This window comes from Sphingomonas faeni (genome assembly GCF_003053745.1).
Classification (GTDB): domain Bacteria; phylum Pseudomonadota; class Alphaproteobacteria; order Sphingomonadales; family Sphingomonadaceae; genus Sphingomonas; species Sphingomonas faeni.
On record NZ_QAYE01000005.1, the window covers coordinates 271,548 to 291,306 of the forward strand.

Genomic DNA, 19,759 nt, shown 5'->3' on the forward strand with positions numbered 1-19,759 from the left:
GTCAGTCTTTGCCGTGCCTATCGATGGGTGTGTCGATCTGTTTGTCGGCCTTCGGGGTTCCGGCCTTCGAGCCTTTGGCAGCCTTGGAGGCATCGTCGACCTTGGCTTGGCGCGCGCCGGCTTCGCTTTCCTGCGAGCCGCGCTGTTCGATCGCGGGGTCGCCGATGATCTTGCCGATCGCCTCCTGGATCGAGCCCTTCGCCTGGCGGGTGCGGGCTTCGTCCTGGTCCGATTTATCCTTGTCGCGCGTCATGCGGCGATCTCCTTCGAGGGCGCCTTGAGGTGGAGCGCGTGCGGGATGGAATCGCCATCGAACCCCCGCGCGCGCGCCCAGGCGGCGGCGGCGTTGCGACGGTTGACGCCGATCTTCGAATAGATCCGCGCGACATGGTTGCGCACGGTGTTGCTGGAAACGTCGAGCGTGCGCGCGATCGACTTGTCGTCGAGCCCGCGACAGATCAGCGCCAGCACCTCGCGCTCGCGCTGCGTCAGTTCGTCGAGCCCGACGCCGACCGGCTCGGCGTTCGGCGTGCGAATCCGCGCAAGCTTTTCCATGATCGACCGGCTGAGCCAGCTCGTGTCCTTCATCACCGCCTCGATCGCGTTGACGAGTTCGCGCTCGGACGCTTTGCGGGTGCTGATGTCGCGCATCGCCCACAGCACGCACGCTTCGTCGTCGAGCTGGATCGGCTCGGTCGAGACGATGCAGTCGATGATGTCGCCGTCCTTGCCGCGGATGCGGACTTCGCGGTCGCGGATCGGTAGGCCGGCGTCGATATCGGCCTCGATCTCGTGGCGCAGCGCTGGCGTTTCCCACAGGTCGACATCGCCGAGCGGCCGGCCGATGATCTCCGCCGAGGAATAGCCGGTGAGGCTGGTGAAAGCCTCATTGACGTCGCACAGCCGGTGACCGTCGCGCGCCCCGATCGCGAGCGCGACGGGGGCGAGTGAGAAGGTCCGCATAAAGCGCTCCTCGCTATGGCGCAGCTGCGTCTCGGCTTTCCGGCGCGGTTCGAGGTCGGCGAAGGTGAACAGCATGCAGGGCTGATCGCCCATGTCGATCGGCTGGCCGGCGACGATCACGAGCTTGGTCTCGCCGTCGGGCAGGCTGAGCTCCGCCTCCATCTGCGGGATGGTGCGGCCCTCGGCGAGGCGCTGCTTGCCGAGATCGCGCTTCTCGCCGCGTTCGAGGACGTCGATATCGTAGACCGTGCGCGACAGGACGGCGTCGCGGTCATGGCCGGTCATGTCGATGAAACCCTGATTGACCTTCACGAAGCGAAGATCGCACAGGCGACAGATGACCGCGGGCGCGGGGTTCGCGTTGAACGACTGTTCGAAGCGATCCTCGGCCTCGAACTGTGCGGACACGTCCTGGATGATCATGACGAGGCATTCGGGCTCGTCCTCGTCGTTGGTCAGGACGAGGCTGCGCACCTGATGCACCCAGCGGGGGGCTTCCTCGCCGGCGACCGCAACCTCGACCACCACCTCCGAGAAGGCCTCGCCCGACACGACGCGTTCGATCGGGTAGTCGGCGTCGTTGAGCTTGTGGTTGTTGCGGTAGCGCAGCTGGAAACGCTGGCGATAATCGTCGACCGTGGCACCGAGATCCTCGACCGAGTCGACCCCGTGCATCCCGAGTGCGGCCGTGTTGGCCCACAGGATGTCCTGGTCGGGATCGACGAGGATGACGCCTTCGTCCAGCCCCGCGATGATCTGGCGCAGGTGGCGCAGATCGGGGGAGTCACGAAGCGACTTGAGGGGCGGCGCCACGGTCATGCGATCAGTCGCGCTGGCCGTGGACGAGCCAGGCGAGGCCGTAGCCGATTGCGGCGGCCCCGAGCGCCCAGAGGACGGGCGCGTCCTTGGCCGACGCCTGCGCGGTCGAGGCGGCGCGACGAGCGGCGTCGGCGGCACGATCGCCGGCTTCGCGCGCTTCGCTGCCGATCTTGTCGGCGAGTTCGGGGGCACCGTCGACGGCATCCTCGATCGCCGACTTGGCGCGGCCGTAGAGATTCTGTGCGCCACCGGCGACCTGGTCGACGACGCCGTCGACCTGCCAGTTGCGGCTGTTCACGGTATCGCCAACGGCCTTCTCGACCTTGCCGCCGACATAGCGGGCACCGCCCTGGAATTCGTCCTTGTTCATGTCAGATCCTTACGTTTTGGAATTGGGTGGAGAGGGGCCGCGTTACGGCAGCACGCCGCAGCCCGCGGCGGCCTTGCCAACTTCGAGCGCGATCTTCGGATCGCGGAGTTCGGAGGCGACGCGGATGAGATCGGACGGGGTGAGCACGCCGGGCGTGGTGTCGCCCTGGCGGTATGCCGCGGCGGCCTTGCCCAGACGCTGCAACTGACCGAGCGATAGGTTCGCCTGGAGCCGATCGCCGACGCAATCGGAGCGCGACTGATCGAGCCCGTAGCGCTGGAGCCCGGTCGAGATGCGGGTCGCGGGTGCGGCGCAACCGGCAATGGACGCCAGCAGGGCCAAGGCCCCAGTGGCGGACGTCATGCGCTTCATGTGAGCAGCTCCAGTATCTTGCCGCACGCGGGGTGTCGCGACGGGACTGGACGCATAAACCTACCGGTAACCTCTTGGTTCCTGGTAGTTTTGTATAATACTACTAGCTATAATGTACCAAATCAGGACGCGGCACGCGCCGCATAGAGCCGCGCAAACCGCAGATGCAGCGACCGCGTGCTCGAGTCCTCGGCGACCTTTGCGCGACCCTCATGCCACTCGGCTCGACGTTGAAAATAGCTCGAATCGTCGCTGTCGTCGGCGGGGAAGCGGGTGTCGTCTTGATCCGTCGTCATGGCATTGCCTTTGGTAACCTGCGCCTTCAGTACGAAATTGCAGGCGGCCGCGCGTGATCGGAAACGACTAGGCGATGCGGTAGTATGATCAGTCTGGCGTCAGGGGGCACGACGCTGCAGGGACGCCGCCGCGGCTGAGTTGGCCGGGCGACGAAACCGTCTTTATGCCGGCTTGGTTCGATCGATTACTTGGCCATTGCCCCGGACTGGTCGAGCGGGACGACCGGCAACCAGACCGCGCTCGCCGATGTGCCGCCGCGGATGATCGTCACCGTTGCCGGCTTATAGTCCGCTTTTTTCGCGAGGAAGATGTTCGGCACGAACGTCTGCGGGTTGCGATCGTAGAGCGGGAACAGGCTCGACTGGACCTGGATCATGATCTTGTGACCCGGCTGGAACACATGGTTCACGGTCGGCAGGCGGAACTTGTATTCCTGCACCTTGCCCGCCGGGATCGCGGTCGGCTTGGCGAAGCTCTGGCGATAGCGGCCGCGGAAGATGTCGAGGCTGATCGGCAGTTCGTAGCCGCCCATCTTGGGATCGGTCGCGTTCTCGGCCGGGTAGACGTCGATCACCTTGACGACGAAATCGCCGTCGGTGCCGGTCGTCTTGGCGAAGATGTCGGCGATCGGCGCGCCCGACACGCGCACCGGCGTGGTCAGCGCCTCGGTGGTGTAGGTCATCACATCGGGACGGCCATCGACGCCGCGCTGGTCGCTGACGAGCCAGTCACCCCAGCGGCCGTCGCCGAAGTTCACCGGGCGCGGCAGGTGCGGCACGGGCTTCGATGGATCGGAGACATAGCTGTCGCCGCCGGTCGTCGCCTTGCCGAAGCCGAGCGCGCCGCCCTCCTGCAGGTAGATCGGCTTCAGCGGCGACGTGCAGCCCGTCTCGCAGGCGAGCGGCCACGTCGCGAACTTGTCCCAGTGGTTCTCGCCAGTGTTGTAGATCGCCGCGGCGGGCAGCGTGACGGGTGCGCCGTCCTTCAGATACTGATTGAAATAGGGGAGCAGCATGTCCTCGCGGAATTGCTGGGCGGTGTCGCCATTCCACTGGAACGGCCCGAGGCTGCGGCCTTCGCGGTTGATCTGGCTGTGGCGCCACGGACCCATGACGAGGTGGTTGTTGCCGAGCTTGCCCTTGGCCTTGAGCGCTTCCCACGCGGTGATCGCGCCGTACATGTCCTCCTGGTCCCACAGCCCCTGTTCCCATATCGTCGGCACGTTCGACGGGTTCGCAGCGAGCAGCTTGTCGAGTGCCTGGCCCTGCCAGAAGCCGTCATAGGCGGGGTGCGACACCATCCGCTGCCAATAGGGAAGCTGGTCGTAGCCGGACTTCTTCGCCCAGTCGCCGGCCGAGCCGACCTCGCGGAAATTCTCGTAATCGTCATAGCCGCCGGTGGGTGGCGCCTTGCCCGCGCCCTTGTAGCCGGTCTGGCTGCCGAGCCACGCGATGTTGGCGAGACGGAACGCGCCGTAATGGAACCAGTCGTCGCCCATCCAGCCGTCGATCATCGGGCTCTCGGGCGCGGCGACCTTCAGCGCGGGGTGTGGGGCGAGCAGCGCCATCGCGACCGTGAATCCCTCGTAGGACGAGCCGATCATGCCGACCCGGCCGTTGCTCTCCGGCAGGTTCGCCTTGTTCACCAGCCAGTCGATCGTGTCGTAGGCGTCGGTGACGTGATCGACCTGCGTCGGGTTGAGCGGGCCGATAACGGGACGTGTCACGACATACTCACCCTCCGACCCGTATTTGCCGCGGATGTCCTGGTAGACGCGGATATAGCCCGCCTTGACGAACATCTCGTCGGCGAGCGGCAGCGTGGCGAGGATGCTCGCGCTGTCGGAGCGGTTCGCGCGACCCTTGGCGTTGTACGGCGTGCGGGTGAGGACGATCGGCGCGTTGGTGACGCCCTTGGGATAGACGATGACGGTGTAGAGCTTGGTCCCGTCGCGCATCGGGATCATCACCTCGCGCTTCACGTAGTCCTGCGCGGCGGTCGGCGGGACGAACTTGGCGGGGATGTCGCCGCCGACGGGTGCGGTCTTGTCCTGCGCAATTGCGGTGGTGGCGAGGGCGATCGAGGCGAGCAGGACGAATTTGACGGACATGGCGAAGGGCTCCGGAAGCGTTGGGGCGAAGCTAGGCGCAACCGGGGCGCGGGGGCAATCGCGATGATGTTCTTTAGTTGCGCGGCATGGTCGTTGGCGCGGTGGAGGACGAGAACGGCCGCGCCTTTGCGCCCTTGCCCCAGAGCTTGTTGGGTTTCGCGCCCATCACGAAGCGGAGTTCGCCGCCCTGGCGAATCTCATCGTCGCGCAGATAGCTGCGGGTGAGGGGTGTGCCGTTGAGCGTGACGGAGCGGATATAGGGGTTGGCGTCCGACAGATTGTCCGTCCGGATCGCGAACTGCTTGCCGCTTGGCAGCGCGAGCGTCGCCTGCGACAGGAACGGGCGGCCGATGACATATTCGTTCGATCCGGGTGCGACCGGGTAGAAGCCGAGCGCGGTGAAGACGAGCCATGCGGACATCTGGCCGAGATCGTCGTTGCCGCTGAGCCCCTCGGGCTTGGCGCCATATTGGCTCCATACGATTTGGCCGAGACGCTCCTGCGTCCGCCATGGTGCGCCGGCGTAATTGTAGAGATAGGCGACGTGGTGGCTCGGTTCGTTGCCGTGGATATACTGGCCGATCAGCCCGGCGATATCCTCTGCATGGCTGTAATCGACCTTCGAATTGTCGAAGTCGAACATCGCGTCGAGTTTCCTGACGGTCTTCGCATCGCCGCCGAGCAGTTGGAACAGTCCTGCCTGATCCTGCGGCACGAACCAGCTATATTGCCACGCATTGCCCTCGGTATAATCGGAGCCGTAGTTGATCGCGGTCGGATCGAAGGGCGTGCGGAACGCGCCGTTCGCGAGCCTTGCGCGCAGCCAGCCGGACTTCGCGTCGAAGCTGTTGCGCCAGTTGCCCGCGCGCGTCTCGAACCGTTCGGCGATGGCGGTCTTGCCCATCCGCCGCGCCATTCGCGCAATCGTCCAGTCATCATAGGCGTATTCGACGGTCTTCGATGCGGCCTCCGGCTCCTTGTCGATGGGGACGTAGCCGCGCTGGATATACTCGCCGAGCCCGCCGTAGGAGGCGTGGTCGGCGCTCGCGACCATCGCCTGCAACGCGGCGTCCGCGTCGAAGCCGCGAATGCCCTTCATATACGCGTCGGCGATGACGGGGACGGCGTGATAGCCGATCATCGTCCACGTCTCGCGCCCGGCGAATTGCCAGACCGGAAGGATGTTATCGGGGCTGTGTTGCTGACTGGCGATCAGCGAGCGGACGATGTCGCTATTGGTCTTCTCGGGCTGGATCAGCGTCAGTAGCGGGTGTTCGGCGCGGAACGTGTCCCAGAGGGAAAAGGTCGAGCGGACGGTGAAGCCGGTGGCCTGATGCACCTGGTCGTCGGGCCCGCGATACCGCCCGTCGCTGTCGCTCCAGACGCTCGGCGCGAGCAGGCTGTGGTAGAGCGCGGTCGCGAAGATCCGGCGCATCGGTGCCTCGGCCTCGAACTTGACGGCGCCGAGTGCGGTATCCCAATCGCTTCCAGTCTTGGCGCGGACGGCGTCGAAGCCGCCGGGTTCGCTGTCGAGGTTGGCGAGCGCGCCGGCTTCGTCGACGCCGGAGATTCCGACCTTAACCTCCAACGGAGCGTCGAGCGGGCCGAAATCGAGCCGCGCTTCCAGTGCCTGGCCGAGCTTCTCCGCCAGCGCATCGCTGCCACGGCCCGGACCCTGGAAGCCCTTGTACGGGATATCCTTCTCGCGGTTGACCAGCGCGTGGCCGACCAGCGGCGCGGAGAACCGCATCGCGAAGTAGAGCTTGCGGCCGGGTGCCCAGCCGCGCGTCTCGCGGAAGCCAGTGAGCACGCCGTCGTCGCGCAGGTGCAGTCCCGACCAGAGGATCTTGCCGGGGTAATTATAGAGCGAAGACCGAAGATCGACGACGAGGTGCGCGGCCTTGCCCTTGGGAAAGCTGTAGCGATGCACCCCGATCCGCGTGCCCGCAGTCATTTCCGCGCGTACGCCGGGCCCGTCGAGCGTAACGGCATAATAGCCAGGCTTGGCGACCTCGCTGGCGTGGGAAAAGCGCGAGCGATAGCCGGGTGCGGCGGGCGTGCCGGGGTCCATCGACACGGCGTCGCCCGATACCGGCATGACGAGGATGTCGCCGAGATCGGAATGTCCCGCGCCCGAGAAATGCGTGTGGCTGAACCCCTCGATCGTCGGATCGTCGTAGCGATAGCCGGCAGCATGGCCGTAGCAGGTACGGATGACGCAGGAGGTATCGGTATCCGGCGACAACTGGACCATGCCGAACGGCGCGACCGCGCCGGGGAAGGTGTGGCCTCCGCCACCCGTGCCGATGAACGGATCGACCGCATCGCTCGGTTTGGCGAGATCTTGTCCGAAGGCAGGGCCGGCCAGGATCGTGGTGAACAGCGCACCCACGAGGCACGATCGCGTGAAGATGGACATCGAGGTCACCCGTTCGGAGGGAAATAGGCGAGGAAGCTTGCCGGGTGCCAGGTGAACCATGTCGCGCGCATCCCCTCTATTCGTTCGGTCGGCAGACTGGCTTCATCGCCAGCTCTTGCGCAACCGCAGAAGTGGATTAGAACATCAAATTGGATAATTCAAACGAACAGTTTGGAAGCGGGGGGATGCAGAAGATGGTCTTCAGACCGGGCCGATATGTCGCGCGTTCACTGAACGCCAATAGTGTGCGCTTGCCAAGCCTTCGCAATCGCGGGATCACTTCGTCGCCAACGCCGAAATCGCTACGGTGCAGTGCAGAGCGGCTTCGTCTTCTGTTCTCCAGCCTGGATGATCGGTCCGCATGACTCTTCAAACGCCGCCGCGTCTGTCGGGGACGAACCTCGAGCGCGCCGCCGACCATAACCAGCGCGTGACGCTGCATGCCATTCGCCTCGGCGGATCGCTGACGCGGATCGACCTTGCGCGGATCACCGGGCTGACCGGGCCGGCGATCGCCAACATCACGCGGCGGCTGCTGCAGGAAGGCATGATCGAGGAGGCGGGGCAGCGTCGCGGCGGGCGCGGCCAGCCGCCGACCAAACTCGTCGTCCGCGCCGATGCGTGCTATTCGATCGGCGTCAATATCGACCGCGACCATATCACGATCGTGCTGGTCGATTTCCTCGCGCAGATCCTCGCGCGCAAGTCGATCGAGATCAGCTTTGCGCTGCCCGACGACGTCCGCGATCTATTTCGGCGCTCGGTCCGCGCGATGCTGAAAAGCGCGAAGATCGATCCCACCAAGCTGGTCGGCATCGGCGTCGCGCGTCCCGACGACCTCGCGCTGGTTGCGATGCCGGGCCGTCCGGCGGCCTATGCGGCGTGGGACGGAATCGACATGGCGACGCTGTTCGACAAGCCGCTGTCGCTGCCGGTGTTCGTCGAGAACGATGCTGCCGCCGCCGCGATGGGCGAGATGCAGCTCGGCTTCGGACAGAATTACAGCAGTTTCTTCTACATCCTCGTGTCGTCGGGGCTGGGCGGCGGCTTCGTTGCGGATGGCGCGTATGTTCGCGGCACGCACGGGCGTAGCGGCGAACTGGGTTTCATGGCGGCCGGCGGCGGCAAGCGGGGACGCGAGACCGTGCAGAAACTGGTATCGCTATCCGGACTTGCCGAGCATCTGGCGAATTCGGGATTCGAGATCGGGCAGGTGCTGCATCAGGCCGACTGGGCGCCAGACATCGAGCGCTGCCTGGAGGAATGGGTGGAGAGGGCGGCGCACACGCTCTGCACGCCCCTCGACGCGATCAACTGCCTGATCGATCCGGCGGTAATCCTGATCGGCGGGCGCCTGCCGAGCCGGTTGGTGGAACGGGTGGCGGAGCGCGTCAACGCGTTGATCCGGGACGCGACCGATGCGCCCGCGATCGCGCCGGTCCGCCGTGCCGCGCTGTCGGAGGATGCGCCGGCGGTCGGTGCGGCGATCCTGCCGTTCAGTCATTTCCTGCTGCCCAAGGCCGCTGCGCTTTGGAAGGATTCCGGCACGGCAGCCGACTGACGCCGGTAATCGGCTTCGGTACCGCTATCTTCGCATGTGAGGATTCCGTGCGCTTGGCGTTGTGGAGTGCGGGCTGCTGGCGTCGTTCGCGCACGACTACGCGAAGGCGGACGTGAATCGTTGCGGTGTCTTCACCCAGACTATCGGCGCATCGAAGGGTATTCGGCGAGTTACGTCCACAACGGCCCGAAACTAGCGCAACAATCTATTTGACAATTTGCTTTTACAATTGGCAAATAGACGGGTCGAGACTGCACGCCGACAGGATCCGATTCAATCGGACAGCCCAACCGAAAACGGTGGGCAGGCGCGCTATTCGCAGGGGTAAGTGAGGGGGCGAAGGGCATCCTCACGAGGAAGAGGAAAGTCTGATGACCGCAAGCATAGAATCGTGCTCGATTGTGGCGCGTCGCCATCGTCCGTTGTCGTTCCTGTTGGCCACGGTCAGTCTTACTGCGGCGTTGGCCGGTGCTGCGCAGGCTCAACAGGCCGCGCCTTCCGCTACGCCTCCTCAGAGCGCGACGTCGTCCGACCAGGCGGAGCCCGCCTCGACTGCTACGGCGGAGTCCGGGCAAGCCGCCGGTACGACACAGCCGGATGGGTCGGCGCAGGACACTGGCGACATCGTCGTTACCGGGTATCGGCGCTCGATCGAGAAGAGCCTCACTCAGAAGCGCGAGGCGAACGCGTTCGTCGACGTGATCACCGCCGAAGACGTCGGCAAGTTCCCCGACAAGAACGTCGCCGATGCGTTGCAGCGCGTGCCGGGCGTGGTCATCACCCGCGACGGCGGCGAGGGCAGCCGGGTCAGCATCCGCGGCCTCCAGTCCGGCCTGACGCTCACCCTGCTCAACGGCAATTTCCTCGCCGGCGCCGATAGTGGCGAGCCGCAGCGGTCGTTCAACTACGTGCTGTTGCCGTCGACCTTCATCGCCAGCACCGAGGTTTATAAGTCGCCCGAAGCGCGGCTTGAAGAAGGCGGCGTCGGCGGCACGATCATCCTCAACACGCGGCGGCCGTTCGACGTGCCGGCGTGGTCGGGCTTCGTCTCCGCCGAGGGTACGTATTCGGACACGACCGAGAAGTACGAACCGCAGCTTGGCGGGCAGGTGTCGTGGAAGAACAAGGAGGAGACGTTCGGCCTTCTGGTCGGCGGCGTCTGGCAGAAGCGTACCAACCGCGAGTTGCGCAGCTCGTCCGAGAGCTGGCTGTGGTGGAGTGACCGCGACGCGCAGGGCAACGTCCTGAAGCCCGCGACCGACGTCGACGGCAAGACCTTCGCGAACAACGACGCGATCTCCTATTGGCCGGGGCAGGGCACGACTGCGCGCGATGGCACGCATTATTCGGGCTATTGGGCGCCGCAGTCGGTCAACGCCGAAGTCTTCGACCAGGAGCGCGAGCGGTACGGGATCCAGGCGACCGCGCAGTTCAAGCCGTTCGAGTCGGTCACGGTCACCGCGAACTATTTCCGGTTCGGCTATAGCAGCAACTTTACTTCGAACGTGCTGAAGATCCCCGAATGGGGTTACGACAATTTCTTCACCGGTGCGACGTTCGACAAGAGCGGCACGATCTTCCAGTCGGCCAATTTCGCGGTGCCGGCGGCGGGAACGGGCTGTCTCGCGCGCCCGACCCCGTGCACGATGGAGACGCCGCAGATCGCCGGCACGTACAGCCGAGAGAAGCAGGTTTCGAACACCTTCGAGACCGAGGTCAAATACAGCCAGGATCGCTTCGACGCTGTCCTGAAACTGGGCAAGACCAAGTCTAGCGGTGGCCCGTCGGTGCGCTTCAACGTCGCCGCCAAGCCTCGCCTGACGACGCCCGGCAAGGAGCAGAACGGCAATCTGGTGAGCAACTGGAACATCTCGGACGGCATCGCCAATTTCGAGTTCTCGCCCGAGCTGCAGAACAACATCCGCAACGGGATCGCGCAGATCGACGTGGGCTCGACCGGATCGAGCTTCGTCAACAGTGACCTCGGTCAGCGTTATGCGCAGCTCGACCTGACAAGGCGGTTCGACGGGTTCCTGAAATCGGTGCAGATCGGCGGCAAGTGGCGCGACCTGAAGATCGGCCGCGAGACCGGTCGCAACGACTGGTATGCCGATCCGGCGACGTTGCTTCGCTACCAGGATACCGCCGCCGGTGCCGTCGCGCGGCCCGAATTCTTCTACGCAAACCAGATCGGCAACATCAGCGGCGGCTTCAACGCGAATGTCGTGCCGGGCATCAATTTCGACGAATATCTAAAGTATCTGAATTCGACCTACGGCCAGGCGGTGCGGGTGTACGAACCCGACTTCGTCTATGCGCTGGGGGAGCGGGTCTTCGCCGGCTATGCGCAGGTAAACTTCGGGACCGGTGGTCTTCGCGGTAACGTCGGCCTCCGCATGGCGAACACGAAACAGTCGGGCAATACCTCCGACCGACTGCAATATCTCAACGACTATTGCGTCAACGGCCCCGGCGGGGCGGCCGATCCCAACCGTCCGCTCGGCCCCGATGGCAACTGCCAGGTGCTGCCGCTCAGCGTGCGCGAGACGATCGTCAACACGCGTGCCGACCAGTCGAAGACGTACACGGACTGGCTCCCGAGCTTCAACGTGTCGTACGAGGTCACGCCTGATCTCCTCGTTCGCGGCGCCGTCGCGAAGGTGATCGCGCGGCCATCGTTCGAGAATCTGGGGTCGCAGCGGTCGCTCACCTTCCGCTCGGATGCGTATGCGTTCGATCGTGGCCAGTTCGGTGAGTTCGCCGGCTGGTCGGGCAGCGGCGGCAATTCGGATCTGAACCCGTTCTCCGCGTGGCAATACGACCTTGGCATCGAATGGTATTTCCACCGCGGTTCGGTGCTCGGCGCGACCTTCTTCCGCAAGGACGTGTCGGATTTCGTGGTGCCGTTGGTCCTCAACGTCACGCGCGACGTCAACGGAACGCAGCAACTGATCCAGCCGTACTCGACCGTCGCGAACGGATCGAACGCACGCTCGCAGGGTGTCGAGCTGTACGCGCAGCACACGCTGTCGTTCGGTCTCGGCGCGCAGGTCAACTTCACCTACAACGACACCTCGGTGGCGGACGTGACGCTCGACGGGCAGAAGGTCGGCTCGTCCGCCTTGGTCGGCAGCGCCAAGACGCAGGTCAACGCCTCGGTCTTCTACGAACACGGCAAGGTGCTGATGCGTGCCTCGTACAACCGGCGCGGCGAAGTCGTCGGCGGGTTGCAGTCGGGCCTGAACGAATACACCGATCCCTATGAGCAGGTCGATCTCAACGCGGCATACGCGCTGACCGACCGGCTGAACCTCACCGCCTCGGTGATCAACCTCACCAAGGCCGAGGAAAGCCGCCATCTCGGCAATGATACGAAGGACCGCTTCACCTACCGGAATTACTTCGGGCGGCGGGCCTATGTGGGCGTGTCGTTCAACTTCTGATGACCTGGTTTGATCGGCTTGTCTCCCGGGTGGCGCCTTCGCGGCGCTACCCTCCCTTTTCTCGCGGCGTCGCGTCGCACGGCGTTGGCGAAACGCGCAGGCGGCGCGGGGTTCGGATCGCGCTGACCGCGTCGGCGCTGATGATGTGCGGGCTGGCGAGTGCGTCGAACCCGATCGTGCCCGGCTGGTACGCCGACCCCGAGATCCGCGTGTTCGCCGGCCGCTACTGGATCTATCCGACCTATTCGGATCACTACGGCAAGCCCGACGTCACCAGCCGCTTCTCGGCCGCGCAAAAGCTCGCGCGGCAACGCAAGACGGTGCGTCCGTCCTACGGCATGCAGACCTTCTTCAACGCGTTTTCGTCGCCCGATCTGGTGCACTGGACCAAGCACGACCACGTGTTCGACGTTCGGAACGCCGCCTGGGCGGCCTATGCGATCTGGGCGCCATCGGTGATCCAGGCGAACGGGCGCTATTACATGTTCTTCAGCGCCAACGACATCCAGAGCGATGCGGAGCTTGGCGGGATCGGTCTCGCGGTCAGCGACCGGCCCGGTGGTCCGTTCAAGGATGCGATCGGCAAGCCGTTGGTCGGCGCGTTCCACAACGGCGCGCAACCGATCGACCCGTTCGCGTTTCGCGATCACGATAGCCAGGTCTATCTGTTCTACGGCGGCTGGAAGCATTGCAACGTCGTCCGGCTCAGCCCCGACCTCAAGCGCATCCTGCCGTTCGCCGATGGCTCGACCTACAAGGAAGTGACGCCGCCCGGCTATGTCGAGGGCTCTTTCATGATCGAGCGCAAGGGCGTGTATTACCTGATGTGGTCGGAGGGCGGCTGGACGGGGCCGGACTATAGCGTCGCCTATGCGACCGGGCCGGGACCGACCGGGCCGTTCACGCCGCGCGGCAAGATCCTGTCGCAGGACCTGCGCATCGCGCGCGGCGCGGGGCATCACTCGGTCGTCAACGTGCCCGGCACCGACGACTGGTACATCGCGTATCACCGTGGCCCGCTCGACACCGATCGCGGCGAACACCGCCAGATCGCGATCGACAGGATGGTTTTTGCCGCCGATGGTCGGATCGAGCCAGTGGTGATGACCGAAGCGGGCGTGAAGCCGCGACCGATCGGCGTGCAGAAGCCGACACGAAATTCAGGGAGAGCGATGTGAGAAACAGGGCGATCGCCTATTTGCGCGGCACGGTAGCGGCGGTCGCGTCGCTCGCTCTCGTCGCGCCCGCGCCGATTCTGGCCCAGACCAAGGCGACGGCGGCCGCGTCGGCCAACGGCGCGATGCAGCCGCAGGATCAGCCCTCGGTCGATCTGGTCAACCCGCTGATGGGGACCGATTCCGACTACACCTTGTCCTACGGCAACACCTATCCCGCGGTGGCGGTGCCGTGGGGGATGAACTTCTGGACGCCGGTCACCGGCAAGACGAACAGCGGCTGGGGCTACACCTACGACGCGAACACAATCAACGGCATCAAGCAGACGCACCAGCCCAGTCCGTGGATGAACGACTACGCCGCGTTCTCGCTGATGGCGACGACCGGTGCGTTGAAGGTGAAGGAGGACGAACGCGCGTCCTGGTACAGCCACAAGGCGGAGGACAGCCGGCCGTACAGCTACAAGGTCTATCTCGCCGATTACGACGTGACCGCGGAGGTCGCGCCGACCAACCGCGCCGCGCAGTTCCGCTTCACCTTCCCGCAGAGCAACGACGCGCACATCATCCTCGACGGCTATGCCGGCGGCTCGATGGTCTCGATCGACAAGGCCAAGCGCCGCATCACTGGCTATGTCCGCAACAACCACGGCGGCGTGCCCGACAATTTCCACAATTACTTCGTCGCCGAATTCGACCACGACTTCACCGTCAGCCAGACGTGGGACGGCAAGGGCCAGGTCACCGCGACGCCGACGCGCGAGGGCGATCATGTCGGCGCGGTCGTCAGTTTCAAGACGCGCAAGGGCGAGCAGGTCGGCGTGAAGGTCGCGTCGTCGTTCATCAGCCTCGAACAGGCCGAGCGAAACCTGCGCGGCGAGATCGGCGGCGACGGGTTCGAACAGACCAAGACCAAGGCAAAGGCGATCTGGCAACGCGAGTTCGACCGCGTCCAGGTCACCGATCCCAACCTCGACAACCGCCGCATCTTCTATTCCGCGCTGTACCGCATGCTGCAGTTCCCGCGGATGTTCCACGAGGTCGATGCCAAGGGCCAGACCGTCCACTACAGCCCGTATGACGGCAAGGTGCACCCGGGCTTCCTCTACACCGACAACGGTTTCTGGGACACGTGGCGCGCGGTCTTCCCGTTCTTTGCGCTGATGTATCCCGAGCGCGACAGCGAGATCATGCAGGGGCTGGTCAACACCTACAAGGAGTCCGGCTGGCTGCCCGAATGGGCCAGCCCCGGCCACCGCGACGTGATGATCGGATCGAACTCGGCGAACCTGATCGCCGACGCGTATCTGAACGGCGTACGCGGGTTCGACGTCGAGACCTTGTATGAGGCGATGGTCAAGAACGCGACGACATCGCAAGGCCGCCCGGTCGACAAGAAGGGTAAGGTCGTCCGCGCGATCGGGCGCGAGGGCGTCGAATACTATAACCGCCTCGGCTATGTGCCGTATGACGTCGGCATCAACGAGAATGCCGCGCGCACGCTCGAATACGCCACTGCGGACTTCTCGATCTCGCGGCTCGCGGCGGCACTCGGCAAGACCGAAGATGCGAAGCTCTACGCCACGCGCGCGCAGAATTACCGCAAGCTCTACGACACGCAGAGCGGCTGGATGCGGGGCCGCAACAAGAATGGCAGCTGGTCGACGCCGTTCAGCCCGTACAAATGGGGCGATGCGTTCACCGAGGGGAATGCGCTGCATTACAGCTGGTCGGTGATGCAGGACGTGCAGGGGCTGGCCGACCTGATGGGTGGGCGCGAGGCGTTCGTGAAGCGGCTCGACTCGATCTTCACCACGCCGCCGATCTTCGACGACAGCTATTACGGGCAGACCATCCACGAGATCCGCGAGATGCAGATCGTCGACATGGGGCAATATGCGCACGGCAACCAGCCGATCCAGCACATGACCTATCTCTACGACTGGGCCGGGGCACCGTGGAAGACGCAATATCACGTCCGCGACGTGATGAAGAAGCTCTACTCGCCCGCACCCGACGGCTATCCGGGCGACGAGGACAATGGCCAGACCTCGGCATGGTACGTGTTTTCGGCGCTCGGCTTCTACCCGGTCACGCCTGCGGTCGGGCAATATGCGATCGGCAGCCCGCTGTTCCAGACCGTGAAGCTGACCATGCCGGGCGGCAAGACGCTGACGATTGAGGCGGCGAACAACGGCCCCGGCAATGTCTACATCCAGTCGGCGAGCTTCAACGGCACTCCGCACGACAAGCCCTGGCTGACGCGCGCGGCGTTGCAACAGGGCGGCACGCTACGGTTCGTGATGGGGCCGACGCCGAACACCGCCTGGGGATCGGCGAAGGCGGATGCGCCGTTCTCGATGAGCGCACCGGTGGCGGGACATTGACCATGGAGACCGGAATGCGCCTTCGTCGACGCGACGTGATGACGGGCGCCGCCGCGCTGGCCGTCACCGCCAGCCTCCCGCGCGCTGCGTCGGCCGCTGCCGCCGCGCCACTCGTGAGCAAGCGACCGCCACGCGGCCAGCGCCGCTTCGTCAGCCCCGCGGTCGAGGCCGAGATCGCGCGCGTGAAGGCGAAGATCGCCGACCCCGAACTCGCCTGGCTGTTCGAGAATTGCTATCCGAACACGCTCGACACCACGGTCAAGATCGGCACGGTGGACGGCAAGCCCGACGCGTTCGTCATCACCGGCGATATCGAGGCGCTGTGGCTGCGCGACAGTTCGGCGCAGATGCAGACCTATGTGCACCTCGCGCCGAAGGATGCCGGCTTGCGCCGCGTGTTCACCGGGCTGATCGCGCGACAGGCGCGCTGCATCCTGATCGACCCCTACGCCAACGCGTTCATGGAGGATCCGACCGCCAAGTCGAACCTCGGCGCGCGGACCGACCAGACCGACATGAAGCCGGGCGTCGCCGAGCGGAAGTGGGAGATCGACTCGCTCTGCTACCCGATGCGGCTCGCGCACGGCTATTGGACCGCGACGCGCGACAAGACGCCGTTCGACGATCTTTGGGCAAAGGCGATGCGCCGCGCGGTCGCGACCTTCCGCGAACAGCAGCGCAAGGACGGCAAGGGCCCGTATCATTTCCAGCGCCTGAACGTCTCGCCGACCGAGACGCTGATGTTCGAGGGCTATGGCGCCCCGACGCGGAAAGTCGGCCTGATCCATTCGATGTTCCGCCCGTCGGACGATGCGTGCCTTTATCCGTTCCTGATCCCGTCGAACCTGTTCGCGGTGTCGGCGCTGCGCATGCTGGCGACGGTCCAGCGTGAGGCGCGCGGCGATATGGCGGGCGCGACCGATAGCGAAGCGCTGGCGAGCGAGGTCGAGGCGGCACTCCGCGCGCATGGCCGGATGCCGGACGGGCAGGGCGGCGAGGTCTGGGCGTACGAGGTCGATGGCTTCGGCAACGCGATCTTCATGGACGACGCCAACGTGCCGAGCCTGTCGGGCCTGCCGCTGCTCGGCGCGGCCGATCGCAGCGACCCGCTGTTCCGCCGCACCGCCGCGCTCGCGTGGAGCGATCGCAACCCGTATTTCTTCACCGGTACCGCCGCGCGCGGGATCGGCGGGCCGCATATCGGGCTCGACATGATCTGGCCGATGTCGATCATCACGCACGCGATGAACAGCGACGACGACGCCATGATCCGCCAGTGTCTCGCCTGGCTGAAGACGACGCATGGCGGCACCGGGTTCATGCATGAATCCTTCAACAAGGACGATCCGGGCAAGTTCACGCGCAGCTGGTTCGCCTGGGCCAATGGATTGTTCGGCGAGCTGATCCTCGACCTCGAGCGCCGCAAGCCTGCCTTGCTGGCCGCCCGCTACTGACCAGCGCGTTACTGATTTGGAATACGGGAGATACACATGACCACCGCCAACCGCCGCCAGGTGCTCGCCGGCACAGGGCTTGCTGGCCTCGCCGCCGCGTTGCCCGTTACCAACGCCGCGGCCGCGCAGGCGCCGGTCGCGGGCAAGCCAGACCTGTTCGTCGGTACCGGCGGGCACGGCCATACCTATCCCGGCCCGTCGCTGCCGTTCGGGATGGTCCAGCTTGGCCCCGACACCGACAACAGCCGTTGGGATGCGTGCTCGGGTTATCACCAGGACGATGGCTCGATCATGGGCTTCAGTCACACGCATCTGTCGGGCACCGGGATCGGTGACATGCTCGACGTGCTGGTCGTGCCGACGCGCGGGCCGTTGCAGCTGAAGCCCGGCGCGCTCGGCAAACCCGAACAGGGGTATCGCCAGCGTTTTACCGACGAACTCGCCGAGCCGGGCTATTACCGCGTGAAGCTCGAATCGGGCGTGCTCGCCGAACTGACCGTCACCGAGCGGACCGGCCACCATCGCTACAGCTTCCCGCAGGGGCCGGGGCACATACTGGTCGACTTCGCGCACATGATCCTCGACGTCTGGGACAAGGGGACATTGATCGACGAGGCATCGCTGGCGCTGTCCGCCGACGGGATGCTGACGGGCAGCCGCCGCGTCCACCGCTGGGCGAAGGGTCGGCGCATCCATTTCGCGATGCAGATCTCCCGCAAGCCCGACCGCGTCCAGTTCTTCGGCGACGACGACGCGGCTGCACCAGCGGGTGCGAAGGGCGTCACCGGCAACCGCCTGAAGGTCGCGTTGTTCTTCGACCAGGCGGGCGGCGCGCCGATCCTGATCAAGACCGGCATCTCCGCGGTCGACGTCGCTGGCGCAAAGGCGGCGCTCGAGGGCGAGGCGGCAGGCTGGCAGTTCGACGCGGTGCGGCGCTCGGCGGCGAAAACGTGGCAGGCAGAACTCGACCGCATCCGCGTCGATGGCGGTACGCCCGAACAGCGTACGATCATGGCAAGCGCGCTGTACCACGCGTTCCTGTCGCCGACGCTCTTCACCGACCGCGACGGCCGCTATGTCGGGCTCGACCGCAAGGTGCACCAGACGACCGCCGCCGAACCCGCGTTCAGCACCTATTCGATGTGGGACACCTACCGCGCGCTGCATCCGCTGCTGACCCTCGTCCAGCCCGACAAGGCGGCGCAGTTCACCCGCGATCTCGTCCGCCAGACGGTGCAGAGCCCGACCGGATCGCCGGTCTGGCCGCTGCAGGGCGTCGAGACCGCGTGCATGATCGGCTGGCATTCGGTGTCGGTGCTCGCCGAAGCCCGCGCCAAGGGAATCAAGGCGGATTACGCCGCGGCGTGGCCGCAGATCCGCAGCCGTGCGTTCGATCGCAGCTTTCCGGACGTCGACAGCACGCTTGGCCGCGGCTTCTATTACGACCTCGGTTTCGTGCCTGCGGACAAGACCTGGGAGTCGGTCAGCCGCACGCAGGAATACGCCTATGACGACTGGGCGATGGCGGTGCTCGCCGACGCGGCTGGCGCCAAGGCCGACGCCGCCGCGCTGCGCAAGCGCAGCCTCAACTACCGCAACGTCATCGATCCCAAGATCGGCTTCGCCCGGCCGCGCTTTGCCGATGGCAGCTGGTGGGTCGATTACGACCCGATCCAGCTTGGCCACAAGCCCGAGAAACAGCGCGACTATACCGAGGCGAACGGCTGGCAGGCGACGTTCCTCAACCAGCACGACGTCTATGGCCTGATCGGTTTGTTCGGTGGCGATGCGGGGTTCGTGACGAAGCTCGACGCGCTGTTCACCGCGCCGTCGACGCTCCCCAAGAATGCGCCGCCCGACATCACCGGACTGGTCGGCCAATATGCGCACGGCAACGAGCCCGACCAGCACGCCGCCTATCTCTATGCCTATGCGGGCGCGCCGTGGAAGACGCAGGCTATGGTCCGTCGCCTGCTGACCGAGATGTACAAGGCCGAGCCCGACGGCGTCATCGGCAACGACGATTGCGGCCAGATGAGCGCGTGGTTCATCCTCTCCGCGCTCGGCTTCTACCCGGTCGACCCGGTCAGTGGCGTCTATGTCTTCGGTTCGCCGCTGTTCGATGCGGCGCAGGTCGATCTCGGCCAGGGACGCACGTTGCGCGTCGTCGCGAAGGGCAATGCGCCGGCCAGCCCCTATGTCCAGTCGGTCCGCTGGAACGGCAAGCCCTGGACACGGAACTGGATCGCGCATGCCGACCTCGCGCGCGGTGGCGAACTGGAATTCACGATGGGACCGAAGCCGTCGTCGTTCGGCACCGCCAAGGCGGATCGCCCGCCGTCGTTCGGATACCAGCCGCGATAGAGGTGCCGCGCCGGGCGCAGGCAGG

The 19,759-nt window shown here is 65.4% G+C and carries 13 protein-coding genes; 6 read left to right on the forward strand and 7 right to left on the reverse strand.

Annotation, left to right across the window (positions count from 1 at the left end):
• Position 1 precedes the first annotated feature (1 nt).
• The 7 genes from C8J25_RS11335 to C8J25_RS11360 form a co-directional block, all read right to left on the reverse strand.
• Positions 2-253, reverse strand: a complete 252-nt coding sequence (locus C8J25_RS11335) for a hypothetical protein (RefSeq protein ID WP_107954512.1) — start codon at positions 251-253, stop codon at positions 2-4.
• Entirely contained in the window at positions 250-1,782 is a 1,533-nt protein-coding gene (locus C8J25_RS11340) for a helix-turn-helix transcriptional regulator (protein ID WP_107954513.1), read from the reverse strand. The genes C8J25_RS11335 and C8J25_RS11340 overlap by 4 nt, the downstream gene beginning before the upstream one ends.
• Positions 1,783-1,786: 4 nt before the next feature.
• Positions 1,787-2,152, reverse strand: a complete 366-nt coding sequence (locus C8J25_RS11345; RefSeq protein ID WP_107954514.1) for a CsbD family protein — start codon at positions 2,150-2,152, stop codon at positions 1,787-1,789.
• Positions 2,153-2,194: 42 nt separating this feature from the next.
• The gene (locus C8J25_RS11350; protein ID WP_107954515.1) at positions 2,195-2,524 is read right to left on the reverse strand and encodes a hypothetical protein; all 330 of its coding nucleotides are present in this window, start codon (positions 2,522-2,524) and stop codon (positions 2,195-2,197) included.
• Between the two features lie 122 nt (positions 2,525-2,646).
• Positions 2,647-2,820, reverse strand: coding sequence for a hypothetical protein (locus tag C8J25_RS20740; RefSeq protein ID WP_167397706.1), 174 nt, complete (start codon positions 2,818-2,820; stop codon positions 2,647-2,649).
• 185 nt (positions 2,821-3,005) lie between these two features.
• Positions 3,006-4,931: a CocE/NonD family hydrolase gene (locus C8J25_RS11355; RefSeq protein WP_107954516.1), complete on the reverse strand. Its 1,926-nt coding sequence runs from the start codon at positions 4,929-4,931 to the stop codon at positions 3,006-3,008.
• A gap of 73 nt (positions 4,932-5,004) precedes the next feature.
• A complete protein-coding gene (locus C8J25_RS11360; RefSeq protein WP_107954517.1) occupies positions 5,005-7,350 on the reverse strand; it encodes a GH92 family glycosyl hydrolase in 2,346 nt (781 codons plus the stop codon).
• A gap of 361 nt (positions 7,351-7,711) precedes the next feature.
• Here C8J25_RS11360 and C8J25_RS11365 point away from each other — a divergent pair, with 361 nt between their 5' ends.
• The 6 genes from C8J25_RS11365 to C8J25_RS11390 all read left to right on the forward strand — a co-directional run bounded on the left by C8J25_RS11365 (position 7,712) and on the right by C8J25_RS11390 (position 19,734).
• A complete protein-coding gene (locus C8J25_RS11365) occupies positions 7,712-8,911 on the forward strand; it encodes an ROK family transcriptional regulator (protein ID WP_107954518.1) in 1,200 nt (399 codons plus the stop codon).
• Between the two features lie 371 nt (positions 8,912-9,282).
• Positions 9,283-12,354, forward strand: a complete 3,072-nt coding sequence (locus C8J25_RS11370; protein WP_107954519.1) for a TonB-dependent receptor — start codon at positions 9,283-9,285, stop codon at positions 12,352-12,354.
• The gene (locus C8J25_RS11375; RefSeq protein WP_244187019.1) at positions 12,354-13,532 is read left to right on the forward strand and encodes a glycoside hydrolase family 43 protein; all 1,179 of its coding nucleotides are present in this window, start codon (positions 12,354-12,356) and stop codon (positions 13,530-13,532) included. Before C8J25_RS11370 ends, C8J25_RS11375 begins: the two co-directional genes overlap by 1 nt.
• Before the next feature lie 122 nt (positions 13,533-13,654).
• Positions 13,655-15,916 (forward strand): GH92 family glycosyl hydrolase, encoded by a 2,262-nt coding sequence (locus tag C8J25_RS11380; RefSeq protein ID WP_208622590.1) that lies wholly within the window; start codon positions 13,655-13,657, stop codon positions 15,914-15,916.
• 14 nt (positions 15,917-15,930) lie between these two features.
• Positions 15,931-17,370, forward strand: coding sequence for a glycoside hydrolase family 125 protein (locus C8J25_RS11385; protein ID WP_107954579.1), 1,440 nt, complete (start codon positions 15,931-15,933; stop codon positions 17,368-17,370).
• Between the two features lie 36 nt (positions 17,371-17,406).
• Complete coding sequence (locus C8J25_RS11390) at positions 17,407-19,734, forward strand: GH92 family glycosyl hydrolase (protein WP_107954521.1); 2,328 nt, start codon at positions 17,407-17,409, stop codon at positions 19,732-19,734.
• The last annotated feature ends 25 nt before the right edge of the window (positions 19,735-19,759 follow it).